12 protein-coding genes are annotated in these 18469 nt (G+C 56.3%); 8 read left to right on the forward strand and 4 right to left on the reverse strand.

From position 1 onward, the window contains the following. Together QZ292_RS02720 and QZ292_RS02725 are read right to left on the reverse strand one after the other, a co-directional pair. Positions 1-5469 (reverse strand): PBECR2 nuclease fold domain-containing protein (locus QZ292_RS02720; protein WP_294597509.1); only part of this gene is annotated, 5469 nt, incomplete at its 3' end. A 343-nt stretch (positions 5470-5812) separates the two neighbouring features. After that, positions 5813-6940 carry a hypothetical protein gene (locus QZ292_RS02725; RefSeq protein ID WP_294597512.1) on the reverse strand — a complete coding sequence of 376 codons (1128 nt, stop codon included), beginning with the start codon at positions 6938-6940 and terminating at the stop codon, positions 5813-5815. Positions 6941-7124: 184 nt separating this feature from the next. Here QZ292_RS02725 and QZ292_RS02730 point away from each other — a divergent pair, with 184 nt between their 5' ends. Then, positions 7125-8291 (forward strand): DUF418 domain-containing protein, encoded by a 1167-nt coding sequence (locus QZ292_RS02730; protein WP_294597515.1) that lies wholly within the window; start codon positions 7125-7127, stop codon positions 8289-8291. Positions 8292-8567: 276 nt separating this feature from the next. Here QZ292_RS02730 and mnmE read toward each other — a convergent pair whose 3' ends face one another. Continuing rightward, positions 8568-9941 carry a tRNA uridine-5-carboxymethylaminomethyl(34) synthesis GTPase MnmE gene (mnmE, locus tag QZ292_RS02735; RefSeq protein WP_294597518.1) on the reverse strand — a complete coding sequence of 458 codons (1374 nt, stop codon included), beginning with the start codon at positions 9939-9941 and terminating at the stop codon, positions 8568-8570. A gap of 73 nt (positions 9942-10014) precedes the next feature. On the opposite strand from mnmE, the gene QZ292_RS02740 reads away from it, so the two are divergent. Further along, the gene (locus tag QZ292_RS02740; RefSeq protein WP_294597521.1) at positions 10015-11163 is read left to right on the forward strand and encodes an iron-containing alcohol dehydrogenase; all 1149 of its coding nucleotides are present in this window, start codon (positions 10015-10017) and stop codon (positions 11161-11163) included. 11 nt (positions 11164-11174) lie between these two features. Next, entirely contained in the window at positions 11175-11525 is a 351-nt protein-coding gene (locus QZ292_RS02745; protein WP_294597524.1) for a cupin domain-containing protein, read from the forward strand. Positions 11526-11587: 62 nt separating this feature from the next. Here the strand turns inward: QZ292_RS02745 and greA are convergent, their stop codons facing one another. After that, positions 11588-12058 carry a transcription elongation factor GreA gene (greA, locus tag QZ292_RS02750; protein ID WP_294597526.1) on the reverse strand — a complete coding sequence of 157 codons (471 nt, stop codon included), beginning with the start codon at positions 12056-12058 and terminating at the stop codon, positions 11588-11590. A gap of 209 nt (positions 12059-12267) precedes the next feature. On the opposite strand from greA, the gene QZ292_RS02755 reads away from it, so the two are divergent. Genes QZ292_RS02755 through QZ292_RS02775 form a run of 5 tightly spaced genes read left to right on the forward strand, consistent with a single transcriptional unit; the run spans position 12268 to position 18467 of the window. After that, positions 12268-12885: a YigZ family protein gene (locus QZ292_RS02755; RefSeq protein ID WP_294597529.1), complete on the forward strand. Its 618-nt coding sequence runs from the start codon at positions 12268-12270 to the stop codon at positions 12883-12885. A 12-nt stretch (positions 12886-12897) separates the two neighbouring features. Then, positions 12898-13809, forward strand: coding sequence for an aspartate carbamoyltransferase (gene pyrB, locus QZ292_RS02760; protein WP_294597531.1), 912 nt, complete (start codon positions 12898-12900; stop codon positions 13807-13809). 44 nt (positions 13810-13853) lie between these two features. Then, a complete protein-coding gene (gene pyrI / locus QZ292_RS02765; protein ID WP_294597534.1) occupies positions 13854-14327 on the forward strand; it encodes an aspartate carbamoyltransferase regulatory subunit in 474 nt (157 codons plus the stop codon). A gap of 43 nt (positions 14328-14370) precedes the next feature. Next, positions 14371-17220 carry an excinuclease ABC subunit UvrA gene (gene uvrA / locus QZ292_RS02770; protein ID WP_294597537.1) on the forward strand — a complete coding sequence of 950 codons (2850 nt, stop codon included), beginning with the start codon at positions 14371-14373 and terminating at the stop codon, positions 17218-17220. Positions 17221-17240: 20 nt separating this feature from the next. After that, the gene (locus tag QZ292_RS02775; protein ID WP_294597540.1) at positions 17241-18467 is read left to right on the forward strand and encodes a pitrilysin family protein; all 1227 of its coding nucleotides are present in this window, start codon (positions 17241-17243) and stop codon (positions 18465-18467) included. The last annotated feature ends 2 nt before the right edge of the window (positions 18468-18469 follow it).

Genomic DNA, 18469 nt, shown 5'->3' on the forward strand with positions numbered 1-18469 from the left:
GCCGCGGCGGTATCGGATGTCGTCGGCTACAGTTTCCCCTGCCGGTAGAGCTCCCGACTCAGTTCGATCAGCTCTTGCGGCGTCTTGTTCGGATACTGCTCGCGAATGTTCCGGGTCGCCTGTTTCCACGCCTCGTCCCGTTCCATCCCCAGTTCCTGAAGACGTTTCATTTCCTTGTGGACGACCATTGGAACCGTATACTGGGGCGTGAAGAAACTCCCGTCCTCGGTGGTCAGAAAGCGGTGTAGTGTCGTGTAGCCCCGCTCTTCGGGGGTCGGATGCGGCGAGGGTAAGGTTTGGTTTTCCATCGTGTTTTCGGTTAGCGGATTCAATAATTCGTTTGATCGTCGCGTCGGTAACCGGCTGTGACAAATCTACGGAAAATACCGGCTCCGTGGTGTTGTTATACAGAGCTGGCGAGAAAAAGCGTTCGGTCGAATAGGCAATGTATTCCCGTCCCAGCTGCATGGCGGTTATTTCGCCGGCTAAATAAGCATCGACGACCTCGTCCAATTCGGGAATGTTCTGCGCCCGCATGTGGTCGGTACCGATCTCGTCCGCCGTTTGGCGGTACAGTGCCTGCAACTCGGCGTCGGTCAGCCCGCTCCGTTCGACAGCCTGATGGCCGCCGACTTCGTGGTGGTAGACGCGTTCGACTTCGCCGAGATCGACGATTTCCGAAGCGTTGATATAAACTTCACCGAAGAGGTAAAATCCTTTGGGCGGTGCGTATTCGTGATTCGGGTCGCTGGCTTCGATGGCTCGTCGCACCTTTTCCGGCAGTTCGTCGAGCGTGGAGAAGACGACAGCCTGTATGCCGGAAGCCCGATCCAGTTCCCGAACGATTTCTTCGACCTGCGCGCGGTGTTCTTGTGAGAAATTCGACGCCGGTTCCGTATTCCCGATTTCCGATCTGAGAAACGGGATGTCGGTTGATTGCTCGACACCTTTTGCGGCTCCTTTACGCTGAGCGTGCGTATCGACGAACCGTTTGAACTCCAACGCATCGTTGATGTCGCGGAATTGCGCGCCTCCTTCGTCGTCTATCCAGCTGCGCACCTCCGGCCGGTCGGCTTTATACGCGTCGTACATCGCTTCCAGCTCGTCCCAGTTTTCGGCGCGCCACGAGAACTCGTCCAGCCCGAAAGAGACCGGTTCCGTGTTGATGTTCGCCTCTATGTCATATATGCCGTACACCCCGCTCGGTTGCCCGTCGATGTCGTAACGTTGTATGAAATTGTTGTTCGCCTTCGGATCTGATTGTTCCCTGACCGTGATTGTCCCCGGGGCCCGCCTGTGCATCTCTTCCGTAATCAGGTCTCCCATTACGGGATCTAACGTCACGGAGGGTACATCCTGCGTTTCTGCAGTCTGCTCCGCCGTTTCGGTTTCCCGGGTCGGAGCGAGCGCGTCGCAGACCGCTTCCCATTTGGCTACTTCGTTTTGAGCTTTGAGCCGAGCGCGCCGCCGGTCGATCGCTTTGCGGATGTTGTCTGCCTGCTCCAATGCTTCGCGGGCTTCGTCGAGGCTCTCCCGGGCGACCTCTGCCGCCTCCTCTCCGAACTCCTCGTTCAACGCCGATGCGACGGTGGCCGGATCTTCGATTTGGTCGTAATCCGGCGTTCCGTCCTTTTTTCGGGGAATATTTTGTTCCGCCTCTTGCACGTTCGGCCCGAAAATTGTAGTTTTGTCTTGAGAGGTTTCCTCTTGTAGAGAAATACTTCTTTTTGAGACGCCATCACTTTGCAGAGGAGCTGTGTCGTTCTGCAAGTCTCTGAGATTTTCGCCAACGTCTGTCGTCCTGTCGAGAGGTGTTGGCGTCTCTTTTTCAAATGCAGTCAATAACCACGTTTTCTTTTCTCCGTTCCAATCCAGTCGAATGGATGCTGTATGTGATCGGGATTCCAGTTGGAGACGGTTTCCGGAAGCTTTTGTTATGTCCATGCCCGAAATGATCTCCTGCAGATTCGTTAACACCTCCGGGTGGTATTTGGCAATTTTGGACAATCCGTAACCGTCGCTATGTGCGGTTCCTTCTTTTCCCCATACCAGATCGATGTCGCCCACCTGCGGATGATGCAACGCCCCTACGGCTTCGCCTTCTTTACGGTGAAGGAGGAAGTCGATCGCTTCCTGTGCTTTTCCCCGAAACTGAAGATAGATGTTGCCGAATAGCCCTTTTCCCACCGGCTGAATGTCGGCATAGGGATCGGGTTGACTGATTGTTTGATCCGAACCTTGTATCGGATTTTCTTCCTGCGGGACCGTCTCCGCAGTAGCTTCAATCGGTTGTTCCTCCGCCTGCGCCTCCTGCACCGGGCTCTGTTCCGGAACGGCTGGCGTTGCCTCTTGTGCGTTTCCCCGCGTCTGTTCCTGTTGTTTCGGCGCGACAATGCTCCTCACGTCCAGCAAATAGTGCGCCTCCTCTCCGTTCTCGTTCGTGAGGAGCTGGCCCGTGGACGGGTCGACCGGCACGGCGTCGATCTCCACGAAACCGTTCCGGTTGGTATAGACCTGATTGATATAAGCCTGCGATCCGTCCGCCAGCGTCACCGTCTGCCCGGCCAGCGTATTCAGGTCGATCCCCTTGTACTCCGCCATCCGCGGCATCGGGTCTTCTCCCTCCGCATTGGCTTTCTCGATGATCTCCTGCATGTCCGCCTCCTCCGCCTCGGCTTGGGAGATGGTTTCCAACTGCTGGCGGAACCCGGTCTCGTATTGTTCGGGCGTCGTGGTTTCGCCCCGCTTCAGCTCTTCGACGCTCCGTTGCGAGGTCTGGCCGGTCGCCGGGTCGATCACGAATACCGTGCCGTCCGTTACCGCAGGATTTCTTTTGTTTCCCCGTGCAGATTTCGTACCTTTGTTGAAAAGAGTAGCCCCGTCAGGTATAGACTGCCGGTCTCCTTGTGCCGAAGTGACGGATTCGGATGGCAAGGTCGCCTTTTTAATGTAGGTCGGCACTCCCTCTTTCATCAACCGCTCGATTCTCTCCGGGCTTTTTTCCTGATTGGAGATAACGACTTCCTGTCCGTCGCGACTGACCGTTACCGAGGTGAAATGGTAGATTCGTTCTCCGTTTTCGCCGGAGAACGTTTTCACGAATACGTATGACGAAGGCCTTTCGGTTTGTTGTCCGGGTGCGGCCTTGCTGGCATCTTCGACGATGATGTCCGGATCGGTCAGGGTCGGTTTGACCATGCCGAGTTTTCCGTTTCGTCCCTGTCGGCTCAATTTCGCAAACTGGTGTTCACCCATTTTGACGGTGCCGATAGGCGTTTCCACAGTTCCCTCTGGACCAAACTCCCGATCCCAGTTTTCAATAGTCAGTTCCAGTTCCGGAGCGGGTTGTGCGCCGTGCTGCATCCGTTCGACGAATGCTCCCGCCTCCTCGGCTGTCATCGGTCGTCCGGTTGGAGGTACATCCTTTTGTTCAGTCGTCGGTCCGGCAGTCGTTTTCTCGTCCGTTTCCAGCGTTCCGCTCGCCAGATAGAAGCTGTTCCCCTCGCTGTCCGTGACCGTTTCGATGTTCCCCGTGTCCCGGTTCTTGTGCTGCTCGAACCGTCGTTGTGCTTCGGCCGTCGCGGCCTGTTTCCGCATCGCCTCCTGCATATCCTGTGTGACGCGTCCCTCCACCCGGTGAGCCACATAGTCCATTGCTGCCGCCCGATCCTGCATCGAAACTGTACTCCAGTCTATTTGACCGAGTTTTTGGGCCTGTTCCTGCCGCGTTCCTGAGGCCATGATCTGTTGCAGCGACTCGCGCAGGGTCGGGTCGCTGATCTGCGAGCGCAGTTTTGCTCCGGTTCGGGCATGGCGGGCATGGTCGAAAGCCACGATCGGCGTGCGGACGGCCCCCATCGCCGTACTCATGGCCACCACTCCCAGAATGGTATCGAATTGCGCCTCAGGCGAGAAGTTCGCTTTCAGCCGTTCCGTCTCCCCGGTCAGGATCGGTTCGAGGGCATTCGAGAACTCCTCCTCCAGACCCTCCATCGTGCCGCCGTTCCATTTGAACACATCTCCCACATAATTGTCGAATCGTCGTCCGCCGGGCGTTTGGGTGAACTTGCGGATCGGCTCCAACACCTCTCCCACCTTCGTTTTTTGCATCCACCGGGGGAAGATTCGCCCCGCTCCGGCAAATGTTCCCCAGAATTCCGACCCCAGCTCGACCCCTGCGCCGACGTACGATTTCCAACCGCGTTCCCATTCCGAAGTGGGGCGGGCCAGCCGGGCCGTGTAGTTCCCCTCGGCGTCGAGTCCCACATCGTACTGGTCGTTCTCCCGTTGCGTATAGTTTCGGTAGGTGGTCTGCGAGAAGGGAGCCATGGCAGCTCCTCCGACCAGCGAGCTCGCGATATTGGCCCCTTGTTTGGCCACGTAGCGTCCTGCGCCGCTCTTTAGTGCTGCCCCTGCAAGCCCTTTCGCACCGGATTTTCCTGCCATTTGAATCCCTTTCACGATCCCTTTGCGTGCCAGTCCGCGCACGGCTCCGGCTGCTGCACCGCCTAATCCGCCGCTCACGGCCATCTCGATCAAAAACGGCACGTTTTCGCCGATGAACTGGCCGAACTTTTCTGCCGTTGTCGCGCCTCCGAACATCTGGAGTCCCGCCTGCGCGTCGAGACTCACTAAATAGGCTCCGGCCATGGCCTTTTCGCCGTCGGTCAGCTCCTCTCCCCGGGCCGCTTTCGCGTTAATCGAATTCAGCCGACTCAGGTGTACGGTCTCGGCCCATCCAAACGAAACAGCATCTTCCACGTTTCGGGGAGCAATGCCGTGCAGAAACTGATCGAACCGCGACTTCCCTGATTTGTCTTTGGTGAATAGTGCGTTGGCCAGACCGGGCAGGGTGGTGTATCGATATGCTTTTTCCATGAATCCCATTTCCTTCGAAGGTTGGGCATAGATCGCATTCTCTAATTCGGAATAGGTATTCTGGTAATATCGGGCGTGATCGAGAAAATAGCGTGCCGCATCGAAGTCCGATTGTTCTTGCGGCTTGTAGTGATGTCCGGTTTCAGCTATAACGCGTCCTGCATAGGCAGTTTCGGGGAAACCGCTCATCAATCTGTTTTGATCGGTCCATGCGTTTCCCCGAGCCGTGGCGGACCGGGCATTCTCAGTGCTTTGAGCTCTCCATCCCGGTTCGCGTTTTTTGTATTCCGTCTGCCACTCTTTGATGGCCTCATCTACGATTTTGGTAGAGCCGTGAATGCTCTCCCGGACCGCTTTGTATTCCGGCGTATCCCAGTCGGCTTTCAATTTTTCGCGTGCCTTTTCACGGACGCTTTCGCTGTTTCTCTTGTCGAGGAATGTTTCGACCCGATGTCGGAAAATATCCTCAGGCGTCATTTCCCGTAAGGTCTCCCGTGCGACTTCCTGAAGGCTTTGCATGGGATGGAAGATTCCCGGTTTGCTGCCGCTCGGATGCACACCCTGTTTGATGGCCTCTTCTACTTGTGCCACGGCCTCGTCTGCATTCCATGCAGATTGGGATCCGGTGTATGTATCATACGGTAGTGTCGGCAATTTCAATTCTGTCCGCGGGTTCGTTGCTTCCGTCTTTGGCAACAGTTCTTTCCACGACGGAGTCGGTTCCGGGGCTGGTTCCGGGGCGAGCTCGACCGGCGCGGGGGCCGGCATTACATTCCCGAAGTCGGTCTGTACCGTCGGCGTGCCGGTGGGGGCTTGCGCTGAGGCGTCGAACGACCGGAGCCCGGGGGCTGAGGCCTGTTTTGGGGATTCCTGTGCCTGTTTTGGGGCAATCAATGCCGCTATCGCTTCTCGTTGTTGCAGACTCATGGTGTGTTTATTCTGTTACCTGCCATCCGGCCGCTTGCAGTACGTCTGTGATCTCTTTGTCCGGAACATTTTGCATACCGTCGAACAGTTTCCGGGCTTCGTCTACGGTGATCGTATTGTCGGGCATTTGTCCCGTGAGGGTATAATATTCTCTCATACCCTGAAGCCAGTTTTCGTATTGGGGGCGAATGGACTGAGCATACATCGACCGGGGTTTGTCCGGCATGTAAAAAGGTGTGCTGTTCTCCGTTTCGTAAACTTCTCCGTTCTCCATCTCGTTGAAGAGACGGGTGATGACTCCAAGTTGGTTTGCAGTGAGTTTTTCTCCGTTTGTTGCCGCTTTTTGAAGTTCTTTGAGTTCTTCGTCCGTAATGCGGCTGTTCAGCGGCAGCGGACTTTTGCCAGCAATCCACTCGCCGTACGGCCCCTTTTTTGCCGATTCTCGTTGGTCGAGGATTCGGGCGATGTAACCGCCCAGTCGTGCCCACTTTTCTTTGTCGAGTAATTCCGCTTTTCCCGTCTTGTAATTGAGTACGGAAACCTCCGGGTGCTCTTTGGCTAACCTCGCCCACTGCACAGCCCGATTTTTGTCCGCGGTCTTTTCTTCCGACTTCATCTTGTCGTACTTGTACTGCAGATCCGTGCGATACTGAGAGGATTTGACCCCCAACTCGGCCGCCTTTTCTTCCAACTGCCGATTGTGCTCCAGCTCGTCTTTGTACATATCGATATACCCCTTGCGACGGGCCGAAAGCGCATCCACTTCCTCTTTGGCCGCCTGAAGGTTTGTCTGATCCTTTCGCATGGCTGCCAGCAGCTCGTTCTGATTGTATCGTTGCTCTTCGTTTCGATAGATGTTGTCCAACTGTTGCAGTCTGTGTTGGATATCCTCGATCGGTTTGTTGTCCACCGGTGTCGGTCGTAATCCTGCACTTGCCGCGATCCCCTTGCCGATCACCGAGAAGAGATTGTTGAATGCATGTAGTGTGGCCAGCGTCTTCAGTCGCTTCTCTTCATCCACATTTCTGCGAGGTTTTTGTTTTTCCAACACAATATCCGCCAGTGGATTACGTCCCGTTCGCTTGTATTCTTCGATACTTTGGGGGAGCAATCGGTCGATCTCTTCGATCTCCACAACCGTTCCTGTTGGTGTAGACCTGATTGATATAAGCCTGTGATCCGTCCGCCAGCATCACCGCCTGCCCGGCTAGCGTATTCATGTTGATTCCTTTGTACTCTGCCACGCGCGGCGTAGGTTGGAGTTGCTATAATCCGATGGTTTTTGCTATCTTGCCTCCTGAAACCCCAATCGATTTTCCATGCAAACCACCCTTTCGACCAAGACATCACGTATTGAAGCGGTCGATGCCTTGCGCGGTTTTGCCGTGATAGCCATCCTGCTGGTCCACAGCGTCGAACATTTTATTTTTCCGGTCTATCCCGCCGAACAGCCCGAATGGCTCGATGTCCTGAATCAGGGGATAGTCAGCATCGTCTTTTCGCTCTTTGCCGGAAAAGCCTATGCAATTTTCGCTCTGCTATTTGGTTTCACTTTTTATATCCAATACACCAACCAAGAGTTGAAAGGCCATGATTTTGGACTGCGTTTCCTGTGGAGACTGTTGCTTTTGTTGGGCTTTGCCACCCTGAACGCAGCTTTTTTTCCGGCAGGAGACGTACTCTTGCTGTTCGCTGTGGTGGGAATTGTGCTGGTTATTGTCCGCAAATGGAGCGACAAAGCGGTGTTGATATTGACCATTATCTTGTTGCTGCAACCGGTCGAGTGGTTTTACTATTTTCGCAGCCTGTTTGACTCATCCTACACATTACCCGACTTGGGTGTCGGGCCGATGTATGAAACGGTAGCGGAATATACCAAAGCCGGAGATTTCTGGACTTTCATCCGGGGCAATGTGACGCTGGGACAAAAAGCCAGCCTGCTGTGGGCTGTCGGATCCGGGCGTTTCTTGCAAACGGCAGGGTTGTTTCTGGCTGGACTGCTCTTGGGGCGGAAGCAGCTGTTCGCAGCCACGGAGCAGAGCGGGCGTTTCTGGGTGAATACGTTGATGGTCGGAGCAGTGGCGTTCGGAATACTTTACCCCCTTTATGTGCGGGTAGGTGATCAGGAAGGAGTCGCTGCGCAAACGGTAGGTGTTGTGCTGGATATGTGGCAAAAGTTGGCATTCACTGCGGTGCTGGTGGCCTCGTTCATGTTACTTTACCGTAAGGAATCTTTCCGGAGGCGGACGACGGCACTGCGGTTTTACGGACGAATGAGCCTGACGAACTACATTACGCAGTCGATTGTCGGAGCGTTGATCTACTTTCCGTTCGGACTCTATTTGGCTCCCTATTGCGGTTATGCGGTGAGCCTGCTGATCGGATTCGGTATAGCGGTGTTACAGGTGCTGTTCTGTCGCTGGTGGCTTTCTCGACACAAACAAGGGCCGTTGGAAGCATTGTGGCACCGATTGACATGGCTATAGGGAAATAAAATAAGCGAGCGGCATCATCCATATTGGAATGGTGCCGCTCGCTTATTCAATCGCATCACCGTCTCGGACGGGTGAGTCAAAAAGTGGTCGGTTCTTATTTAGTGAGTCGTGTGTGGAGGCTGAGCTTCAAAGTTCGTTAGTGAACTAGTCCTGCCACGTTTGGGCTGGATATTTTGTCATAGAGCGTCACAGATAATGACAACCATTAAGGGAAAGAAGCCCATTTTGAGCGTCTTATGTTGTATGCTAATGTTGGTAAACATCACTCTACTTGCCGATGCAGAATTTACTGAAGATGTTGCCGAGAATGTCGTCCGTCGTGACCTCGCCTGTGATTTCACCCAGATGGTGGAGTACCTGGCGGATCTCTTCGCTGATCAGGTCGGCCGGCAGAGCTTGTGACATGGCTGCCGAGGCGCGCGTCAAAGCTTCGCCTGCATGGAGAAGCGCTTCGTAATGACGCGTATTCGTCACGATGAGCGTTTCGGCTTCACCGCGATCGCCGAACTCTTTAGAGAGCTGCTGTTTCAGTTGTTCGACACCTGTGCCCGTCCGGGCTGACAGGCTGAGCACCCGAGTCGAGCTTGCCAGCTGGCGTGCCAAGTCCGAAGTCGCCCAGACGTCGGACTTGTTCAGCAAAACGATGAGTCGCTGTTTCGGCGACAGAGCAAGGGCTGCGATTTGTGCTCGGACTTCATCTGCCGACAGAGGTTCCGAAATCAGCAACAATATTACCTGAGCCCGGGCTATACGCTCTTTCGTGCGTTCGATGCCCAAGGCTTCTATCCGGTCATCCGTGTGGCGCAGACCCGCCGTGTCGATGAACCGGAACCGGATACCCTCCAGCCCGATCGATTCTTCGATAAAATCGCGCGTTGTACCCGCCACCTCCGACACGATGGCCCGCTCTTCGCCGATCAACCGGTTCAGAAGGGTCGATTTCCCGGCGTTCGGAGCGCCGACGATAGCGACCGGAACACCGTTCTTCAGGATATTTCCCCTCTGGAACGAGTCTGCCAGCGTGCGACACCGCTCCTGGATATCTGCGAGCAGTTGTTGCAATTCCCGTCGGTCGGCAAATTCCACGTCTTCTTCCGAAAAATCCAGCTCCAATTCCAGTAACGACGTAATGTGCAGCAGCTTTTCTCGCAGCCCCGCCAACTCGACGGCATATCCTCCGCGCATCTGGTTCAGGGCAATTCGGTGCGCCGCGCCGCTCTCCGAAGCGATCAGGTCGGCTACCGCCTCGGCTTGCGAAAGGTCGAGTTTGCCGTTCAGAAACGCCCGCTTCGTGAACTCTCCCGCCGTAGCCGGAGTGGCTCCCCGCCGGACGAGGAGCGATAAAATTTCCTGTACGATATATGCGGAGCCGTGGCACGAGATTTCGACCATCTCCTCACCCGTATAGGAGTGCGGAGCCCGGAAAACGGTGACGATCACTTCGTCCAGCAACCGGTTGCCGTCCGCGATGGTTCCGAAATGGGCCGTATAACCTTTGGCTGCGGCCAGCGGTTTCGAAAAGACGCTTTCGGTCATCGACAGGGCTTCGGGGCCGCTGAGGCGGATCAGGGCGATCGCACCGCCGGAACCGGAGGCCGGAGCGGCGATGGTGGCGGCGGAAAGCGAAGGGCGATTTTGCATGGCGGATCTTGGAATTTTGGTGCAAATATCTTAAATTAGCCGATGGTATTAAAACGATAAACCGTTTTCGAGCATGAATAATTTCACATTTTGCAACCCGACGAAACTGATTTTCGGGAAAGGAACGATTGCGAAGATTGCCCGCGAGATTCCGGCCGGTGCTAAAATCATGATGACCTACGGCGGCGGGAGTATCCGCCGGAACGGCGTGTACGATCAGGTGACCGAGGCGCTGAAGGGGCGCGAGGTGGTGGAGTTCGGCGGAATCGAACCCAATCCGCAGTACGAGACATTGGTAAAGGCTGTCGAACGGGCGCGTGCCGAGGGGGTGGACTATCTGTTGGCCGTGGGAGGCGGGTCGGTGATCGACGGGACGAAGTTTATCGCCACGGCTTTGAAATATGCGGGCGATCCGTGGGATTTTATGCTCGACCCGTCGAAGGCGGTCGAGGCGGTGCCGTTGGCTACGGTGCTGACCCTGCCGGCCACCGGGTCGGAGATGAATAACGGGGCGGTGATTTCGCGGCGGGAGTTCGACGAAAAGCTGGCGTTTCATAATCCTCAGGGGTATCCGCAGTTTTCGGTGCTCGATCCGGAGGTCTGCTACTCGTTGCCGGAGCGGCAGATCGTCAATGGGATCGTCGACTCGTTCGCCCATACGCTGGAGCAGTACCTGACGTTCGACACGCAGGCGATGGTGATGGACCGTTGGGCCGAGGGGCTGTTGCAGACGTTGATCGAGCTGGGGCCGAAGCTGGTGGAACGGCATGATCGATACGACGAGGTGGCCAATTTCATGCTGACGGCGACCATGGCGCTGAACGGCTTTATTGCGATGGGGGTGCCGCAGGATTGGGCAACGCATATGATCGGACACGAGCTGACGGCGCTCCACGGGCTGGATCATGCGGTGACGCTGGCGATCGTCTATCCGGGTATGATGCGGGTGATGCGTCGCGAGAAGTTCGACAAACTGGTGCAGTATGCCGAACGGGTATGGGGTGTGACGGGGACGCCGGAGGAGAAGGCGGAGGCGGCGATCGAGAAGACCGATGCCTTTTTCCGCAGCCTGGGGATGAAGACCCGGCTGTCGGAGCATGGTATCGGACAGGAAACCATTGATTTTATTGTGGATCGCTTCCGGAAACGGGGCTGGAATTTGGGCGAGACCGGCCAGGTTACGCCGGAGCGCGTGGCCGAGATTCTGCGGGAGCGGATGTAAACGCGGCTCGCATGGGGAATATTTTTGATAAACGTGGAATTCGGCCTCCGGCTTCGACGCAGGAGCGGGGGAGAGAGGTGTTCGATACGCTGCTCTCTGTCGCGGCGACGGCCGGTCAGCGGGTGCGGCTTGAACGCATCATGTCGTTCGGCGAAGAGCAGGGTGAGTGGTATGATCAGGGATGGGACGAGTGGGTGATGGTGGTTCGGGGCGAGGCTGCGCTGGAGTGGGGCGACGGCTCGGTGACGGAGCTGGAGGCGGGGGATTATCTGCTGATCGGGGCGCATCAACTCCATAGGGTGCTCAGAACGTCGTTCGACTGTGTCTGGCTGGCGCTGCACTTGGGAGGCGAAGAAGAGTAATGAAAAAAGCGACCTGTTTTCAGGCCGCTTTTTTACTATCCCCATCGGGGATAGTATATGGGTCAGATAGAGATATCCAGCACCTCGAGTTTCAAAACTCCCGACGGTACCTGCACTTCGACCAGGTCGCCCCGTTTCTTGCCCAGCAAAGCCTGTGCGATCGGCGTTCCGATCGAGAGTTTTCCCTCTTTCAAGTTGGCCTCGTTTTCCGACACGAGGGTGTATTCCACCGTCTTCCCGAGGTTGATGTTCTTGATCGTCACCCGGTTGAGCATCTGGATGGTATTCGTATTGAGTTTCGATTCGTCGATAATCCGCGCCCCCGCGATCGTCGCCTCCAGCTTGGCGATCCGCATTTCGAGCATTCCCTGTGCCTCCTTGGCTGCGTCGTATTCGGCGTTTTCCGACAGGTCGCCCTTGTCTCTCGCCTCGGCGATCTGGGCCGAAATCACCGGCCGTTCGGCCTTCAGCGCATCCAGCTCGGCACGCAGCTTCCGCAGGCCGGCTTCCGTTATGTAATTCACCTTTGCCATAATCCCTCTTTTTTGTATGCAATAAAAAACAAACCCCCGAAACCCTAAAATAAGGTGCCGGGAATCCATTCATGTCTGATAACACTACAAAAGTAACGCTTATTTTCCGAAAAAACAAATTCCTTTCCGTGACGGTCGATTATTCTCTCCTGCCGGTTTGTTTATCCGCCGGCGAATGGCTATTTTTGTTCGGATAATCCGACCGGATCGTGAGCAGCGATACTTATCTGACCATCGCGGCCCCTGCCGAGGGGCTCTACAAGGACAAGGGCAGCCGTTTTCTGGCCTTTGCCTATCCGGTTTTTTCCGAGGCCGATATCAAACCGCTGGTCGATGCCCTGAAGACGAAGTATTACGATGCCCGGCACCATTGTTATGCGTGGCAGCTGGGGATCGAGGCTTCGGAGGGCGGCGTGCGGTTCCGGGCTAACGACGACGGAGAGCCGGCCGGGAGTGCGGGGCGGCCGATACTGGGGCAGCTGCTTTCGCGGGGGGTGACCAATGTGCTGGTCGTGGTGGTGCGGTATTTCGGCGGAATCAAATTAGGGGTGCCGGGGCTGATTGCGGCTTACAAGGGGGCGACGGCGGATGCGTTGGCGGCGGCCGAGGTGGTGGAGCGGACGGAAAATAGGGTGGTCGTCGTGGAGTTTCCGTATCTGGCGATGAACGAGGTGATGCGGGTGGTCAAGGAGATGGCGCCGGAGGTGCTGGGGCAGGAGTTCGACCTCGCCTGCCGGCTGCGGCTCTCGATCCGGTTGCGGGATGCCGGCCCGCTGGTGGACCGGATGGCGGGAATCGAAGGGGTAAATGTCTCATTATCATCATAGCGCGCAAAAATTATGAAGAAAAAACAGAGTCTGGTTTCGATCCATGATTTCACGAAGGAGGATATTCTCCGGATCATGGAGCTGGCGGCCGATTTCGAGGCCAATCCGGATCAACGGCTGCTGTACGGCAAGGTCGTGGCTTCGCTCTTTTTCGAACCCTCGACCCGCACGAGGCTCAGTTTCGAGAGTGCGATCAACCGGCTGGGGGCGCGGGTGATCGGATTTTCGGACATGAACAACACCAGCGTGACGAAGGGCGAGACGCTGCACGATACGATCAAGGTGATTTCGAATTACTGCGATATGATCGTGATGCGGCATCCGGTCGAAGGGGCGGCGCGCTATGCCAGCGAGGTGTCGCGCGTGCCGGTGGTCAATGCCGGGGACGGGGCCAACCAGCATCCGAGCCAGACGCTGCTCGACCTCTATTCGATCCTCAAGACGCAGGGGAGGCTGGACAATATCAACATCATGATGGTGGGGGACTTGAAGTACGGGCGGACGGTGCATTCGCTGCTGGAGGCGCTGTCGCACTTCAAGGCGGAGTTCACCTTCGTGTCGCCGCCCGAGCTGCAGATGCCGACGGAGTACAAGATGCAGCTCTACGAGCGGGGGATTTCATACTACGAGACGGCGGATATGATGGAGCGGATGGGGATGGCGGACATCATCTATATGACGCGGGTGCAGCGGGAGCGCTTCTCTGACGTGATGGAGTACGAGCGGGTGAAGAATGCCTATGTCCTGCACAACGATATGCTGGCCGATACGAAACCGAACATGCGGATTCTGCATCCGCTTCCGCGGGTCAATGAGATTGCGCCCGATGTGGACGACAATCCGAAAGCCTACTGGTTCCAGCAAACGGAGAACGGGGTCTATACGCGAATGGCGATAATGGCTTATCTGTTTGGGGTCAAATAATTGGGGTGGTTTATTTAAAGTAATTCGTAGTCATGTCTGAAGAATTGAAAAATCATAAAAAAGGCGTTCTGGAGGTCAGTGCGATCGAAAACGGAACGGTGATCGACCACATTCCGCCGACCAGCCTGTTCAAGGTGATCAAGCTGTTGGGGCTCGACCGGACGACGCATCAGGTAACGTTCGGTACCAATCTGCAGAGCAAACGGATCGGCAGGAAGGCGATTATCAAGATTGCGGACAAGGATTGCGGGGACGAGGAGATCGGCTATATCTCGCTGGTGGCTCCGTCGGCGCGGATCAATATTATTCGCGATTTCGAGGTGGCGGAGAAGCGGGTGGTCGAGGTGCCGACTCATGTCGAAGGCTTTGTCAAGTGCGGTAATCCGATGTGCGTGACCAACCGCGAGCCGCATATCCGCACGCGATTCGATGTTTTTACGCGGAACGGCGAGCTCGCGTTGCGGTGTAAATACTGCGAAAAGATTACCGCTCAGGAGCAGATCGAGATTATACGATAGATATTGGTTCTGACGTTGGTATATAGTTAATCGGATTCACTGAATGGAACAATATATTCATGTAAAGGGTGCCAGAGTCCATAATCTTAAGGATATAGAGATTAAAATCCCGCACAATAAACTGGTCGTGGTGACCGGATTGTCGGGTTCGGGGAAATCCACCCTGGCGTTCGATACCATTTTTGCGGAGGGGCAGCGGAGGTATGTGGAGAGTTTGTCGGCCTATGCGCGGCAGTTTTTGGGGAAGATCGAGAAACCGGATGTCGATTTCATTACGGGCATCGCCCCGGCGATTGCGGTGGAACAGAAGGTCAACACGCGCAATCCGAGGTCTACGGTGGGGACGACGACGGAAATCTACGACTACCTGCGGCTGCTGTTCGCACGGATCGGGAAGACCTACTCGCCGGTGAGCGGTGAGGAGGTCAAGGCGCACACGGTGCAGGATGTGGTGGATGCCGGGATGGCATTGCCTGTCGGAACACGGGCGATGGTTGCAGCTCCGGTGGCGCTGTACGAGGGGCAGGGGGTGATTGAAAAGCTCACGCTGCTGATGAAGGACGGTTTCGAGCGGTTGGTGTTGCGCTCGTCGGCTGCCGGAGAGGTGAAATATGTGCAGGACATTCTGCCTGAGATCGATAAATACGGGGTGGAGGAGTTGGCGGTGTTGATCGACCGTTTTTCGGTGCCGGAGGGGGCGGATGAGGAGTGGGCGAGTCGTCTTTTCGATTCGGTGCAGACCGCTTTCGAGGTAGGGGATGGAAGATGTTTGCTTATTTCCTTTCCGTCTAAGGAACAGGGGGATCGCGGAGCTCAGTTCAAGGAGTTCTCGAACCGATTCGAGGCGGATGGGATCGTTTTTCAGCCGCCGTTCGAACATATGTTCAGCTTCAACAATCCGCTGGGGGCGTGCCCGCGGTGCGAGGGGTACGGACGTGTGGTGGGGATCGATGAAGATCTGGTGATTCCGGACAAGTCGAAAACGATTTACGACGACGCCATTGTCTGCTGGCGGGGCGAGACGATGAAGTGGTGGAAAAAGCAGCTGGTGATGAACGCTTCGAAGTTCGGTTTTCCGATCCATCGGCCGTTTTACGAGCTGAGCGAGGAGCAAAGGCGGCTGCTGTGGCGGGGAAATAGCTATTTCCACGGGCTGGATGAGTTCTTCGAATATCTCGAAAAGGAACGGTACAAGATTCAGTATCGGGTGATGCTTTCGCGGTATACGGGGAAAACGCTTTGTCCGGATTGCGGCGGGGCGCGGCTCAGGCCGGAGGCGCTCTATGTGCGGGTCGGCGGGCGGACGGTTGCGGAGCTGGTCAGGATGCCGGTGAGCGAACTGAAGGCTTTTTTCGAGGGGCTGCAATTGGATGCGCATGATGCGGAGGTCGGCGGGCGGGCGTTGACGGAGATCAAGAACAGGTTGCAATACCTGGAAGATGTGGGGCTGGCGTATCTGACGCTGGATCGGCTCTCGTCGACTTTGTCGGGGGGAGAGAGTCAGCGGATCAATCTGGCGACGTCGCTGGGGAGTAGTCTGGTCGGGTCGCTCTATATTCTGGACGAACCGAGTATCGGGCTGCATCCGCGGGATACGGAACGGCTGATCGAGGTGCTCCGGCAGTTGCGCGACCTGGGGAATACGGTTATCGTGGTGGAGCACGACGCGGAGATTATCCGGGCGGCGGACGAGGTGATCGATATCGGGCCGATGGCGGGTTATCTGGGAGGCGAGGTGGTCTTTCAGGGGGCCTTCCCGGAAATGGAGGCGGCGGCGAAACGGAAGGGAAATCGAAGTCTGACGGTGCGTTATCTGACGGGACGGGAGGCGATCGAGATGTCGAAACGGGCCAGGAAATGGAACAGCTATATCGAAATCAAGGGGGCGAGGGAACACAATCTGAAGAATATCGACGTGCGGATTCCGCTGGGGGTGATGACCTGCATTACGGGGGTGAGCGGGAGCGGAAAGTCGTCGCTGGTGAAGAGTATCCTCTATCCGGCTTTGCGGCGTGCGCTGACCGAAACGGGCGATCGGCCGGGCGATTTCGATGGCCTCGAAGGGGATATCTTGCTGCTCAAGGGGGTGGAGATGATCGACCAGAATCCGATCGGTCGCTCTTTGCGGTCGAATCCGGTAACCTACATCAAAGCTTACGATGAGATTCGTAAACTATTTACCGAACAGCAACTTGCGAAACAATATAAGTTCGACTCTTCGAGTTTTTCGTTCAACATTGCCGGAGGACGGTGCGAGGAGTGCAAGGGTGAGGGGGTGATTCGGGTCGAGATGCAATTCATGGCCGATGTGGAGTTGGTGTGCGAGGCATGTAACGGGAAACGCTTTCGGGACGAAATTTTGCAGGTGAGGTACCACGACAAGTCGATCTACGATGTGTTGGAGATGAGTATCGACGAGGCGATCGAATTTTTCGGGCAGTATGCGGAGCAGGATAAGATCAACCTGCGGATTATCGAGAAACTCAAGACGTTACAGGATGTCGGGCTGGGGTATGTCAAGCTGGGGCAGTCGTCGTCCACTTTGTCGGGGGGCGAGAGCCAGCGGGTGAAACTGGCGTCGTTCCTGCTCAAAGAGAATGGCTCGCAGCCGTTGCTGTTTATTTTCGACGAGCCGACGACCGGGCTTCACTTCCATGATATCAGGAAGTTGCTGCGGTCATTTGAAGCGTTGATACAGAAAGGTCACACGGTGGTGGTCGTGGAGCATAATATGGATGTCGTGAAATGTGCCGACTGGGTGATCGACCTCGGGCCGGAGGGGGGAGAGGCCGGGGGGCAGCTTGTCTTTGCCGGTACGCCGCGGGAGTTGGCGGAGGCTCCGAAAGCTGTGGGGAGTCAGACGGCACGTTATCTGAAGGAGGTGATCGGCTGATGGCGGAAAAGGAGTTTGATTTGTTCACCTTGCCGAACGGGATGCGGTGCGTCCATCGGCGGCCGGGAAGACAGGGTGCCCAAGTGGCACACCTGGCCTTGACGATCGGGGCGGGGACTCGGGACGAGGCAGCGACGCAGCATGGGGTGGCGCACCTGGTCGAGCACCTGTTGTTCAAGGGGACGGAACGGCGGTCGGCCTATCGGGTCAACAGTTTGTTGGAGAATGCGGGGGGAGAGTTGAACGCCTTTACGACCAAGGAGGAGACGGTGGTGCATGCCACGCTCTTGCGGTCGGAATTCCGGAAAGGGGTGGATCTGTTGTCGGATATGGTCTTCCGGTCGCGCTTCGACGCGCGGGAGATCGACAAGGAGCGGGAGGTGGTGATCGATGAGATCAACTCTTACAAAGATTCGCCGGCGGAGCTGATTTTCGACGACTTCGAAGAGTTGCTGTTTGCCGGTTCGCCGCTGGGACGGAATATTCTGGGAACGCCGCGGAACCTGAAACGGGCGACGCAACAACAGTTGAAAGCGTATGTTGCGGGACATTACCGACCCGACCGGATCGTCTTTTCGGCATCCGTAGAGATGCCGCACAGCCGTTTTCGGGAGATTTGCGAACGCTATCTGGCCCCCTTCGAAGCGGCGGACGGAGAGGGTCTGACCGCGGAACGGCGCGTGCCGGAACGGCAGCCGTTGTTCGATGTCGTGCGGCATAAGAGTACCTATCAGACCCATTGCCTGTTGGGCGGATACGGCTATGATCTGCACGACGAACAGCGGCTGAGACTGGCTTTTCTGATCAATCTGCTGGGCGGGCCGGCGTCGGTGTCGCGACTCAATATGCTCTTGCGCGAGAAACACGCACTGACCTATAATGTCGAGGCGGGGTACGTGCCGTATAGCGACAGCGGGATTTATACCATCTATCTGGGGTGCGAGCGGGATAAGGTGGAACAATCCATAGAGCTCGTCCGGGCGGAATTGCGGCGGCTGCGGGAGACGAAGCTGACGACTGTGCAGCTGGCCCGGGCAAAGCGGCAGTTTCTCGGCCAATGGATTCTGTCGTCGGAAAATACCGAAAATCTGATGCTGGGGGTGGCCAAGAGCGTGTTGATCTACAACGGATTCGAGCAGGCGGGAGAGGTAGAGGCGAAAATCGGGGCGATTACGGCGGAAGAGCTGCTCGAAACCGCGAACGACATCTTTAATGAGAATAATTTTTACAGTCTGATATACAGGTAGGT

It is taken from the genome of uncultured Rikenella sp. (assembly GCF_910577125.1).
Lineage (GTDB): Bacteria > Bacteroidota > Bacteroidia > Bacteroidales > Rikenellaceae > Rikenella.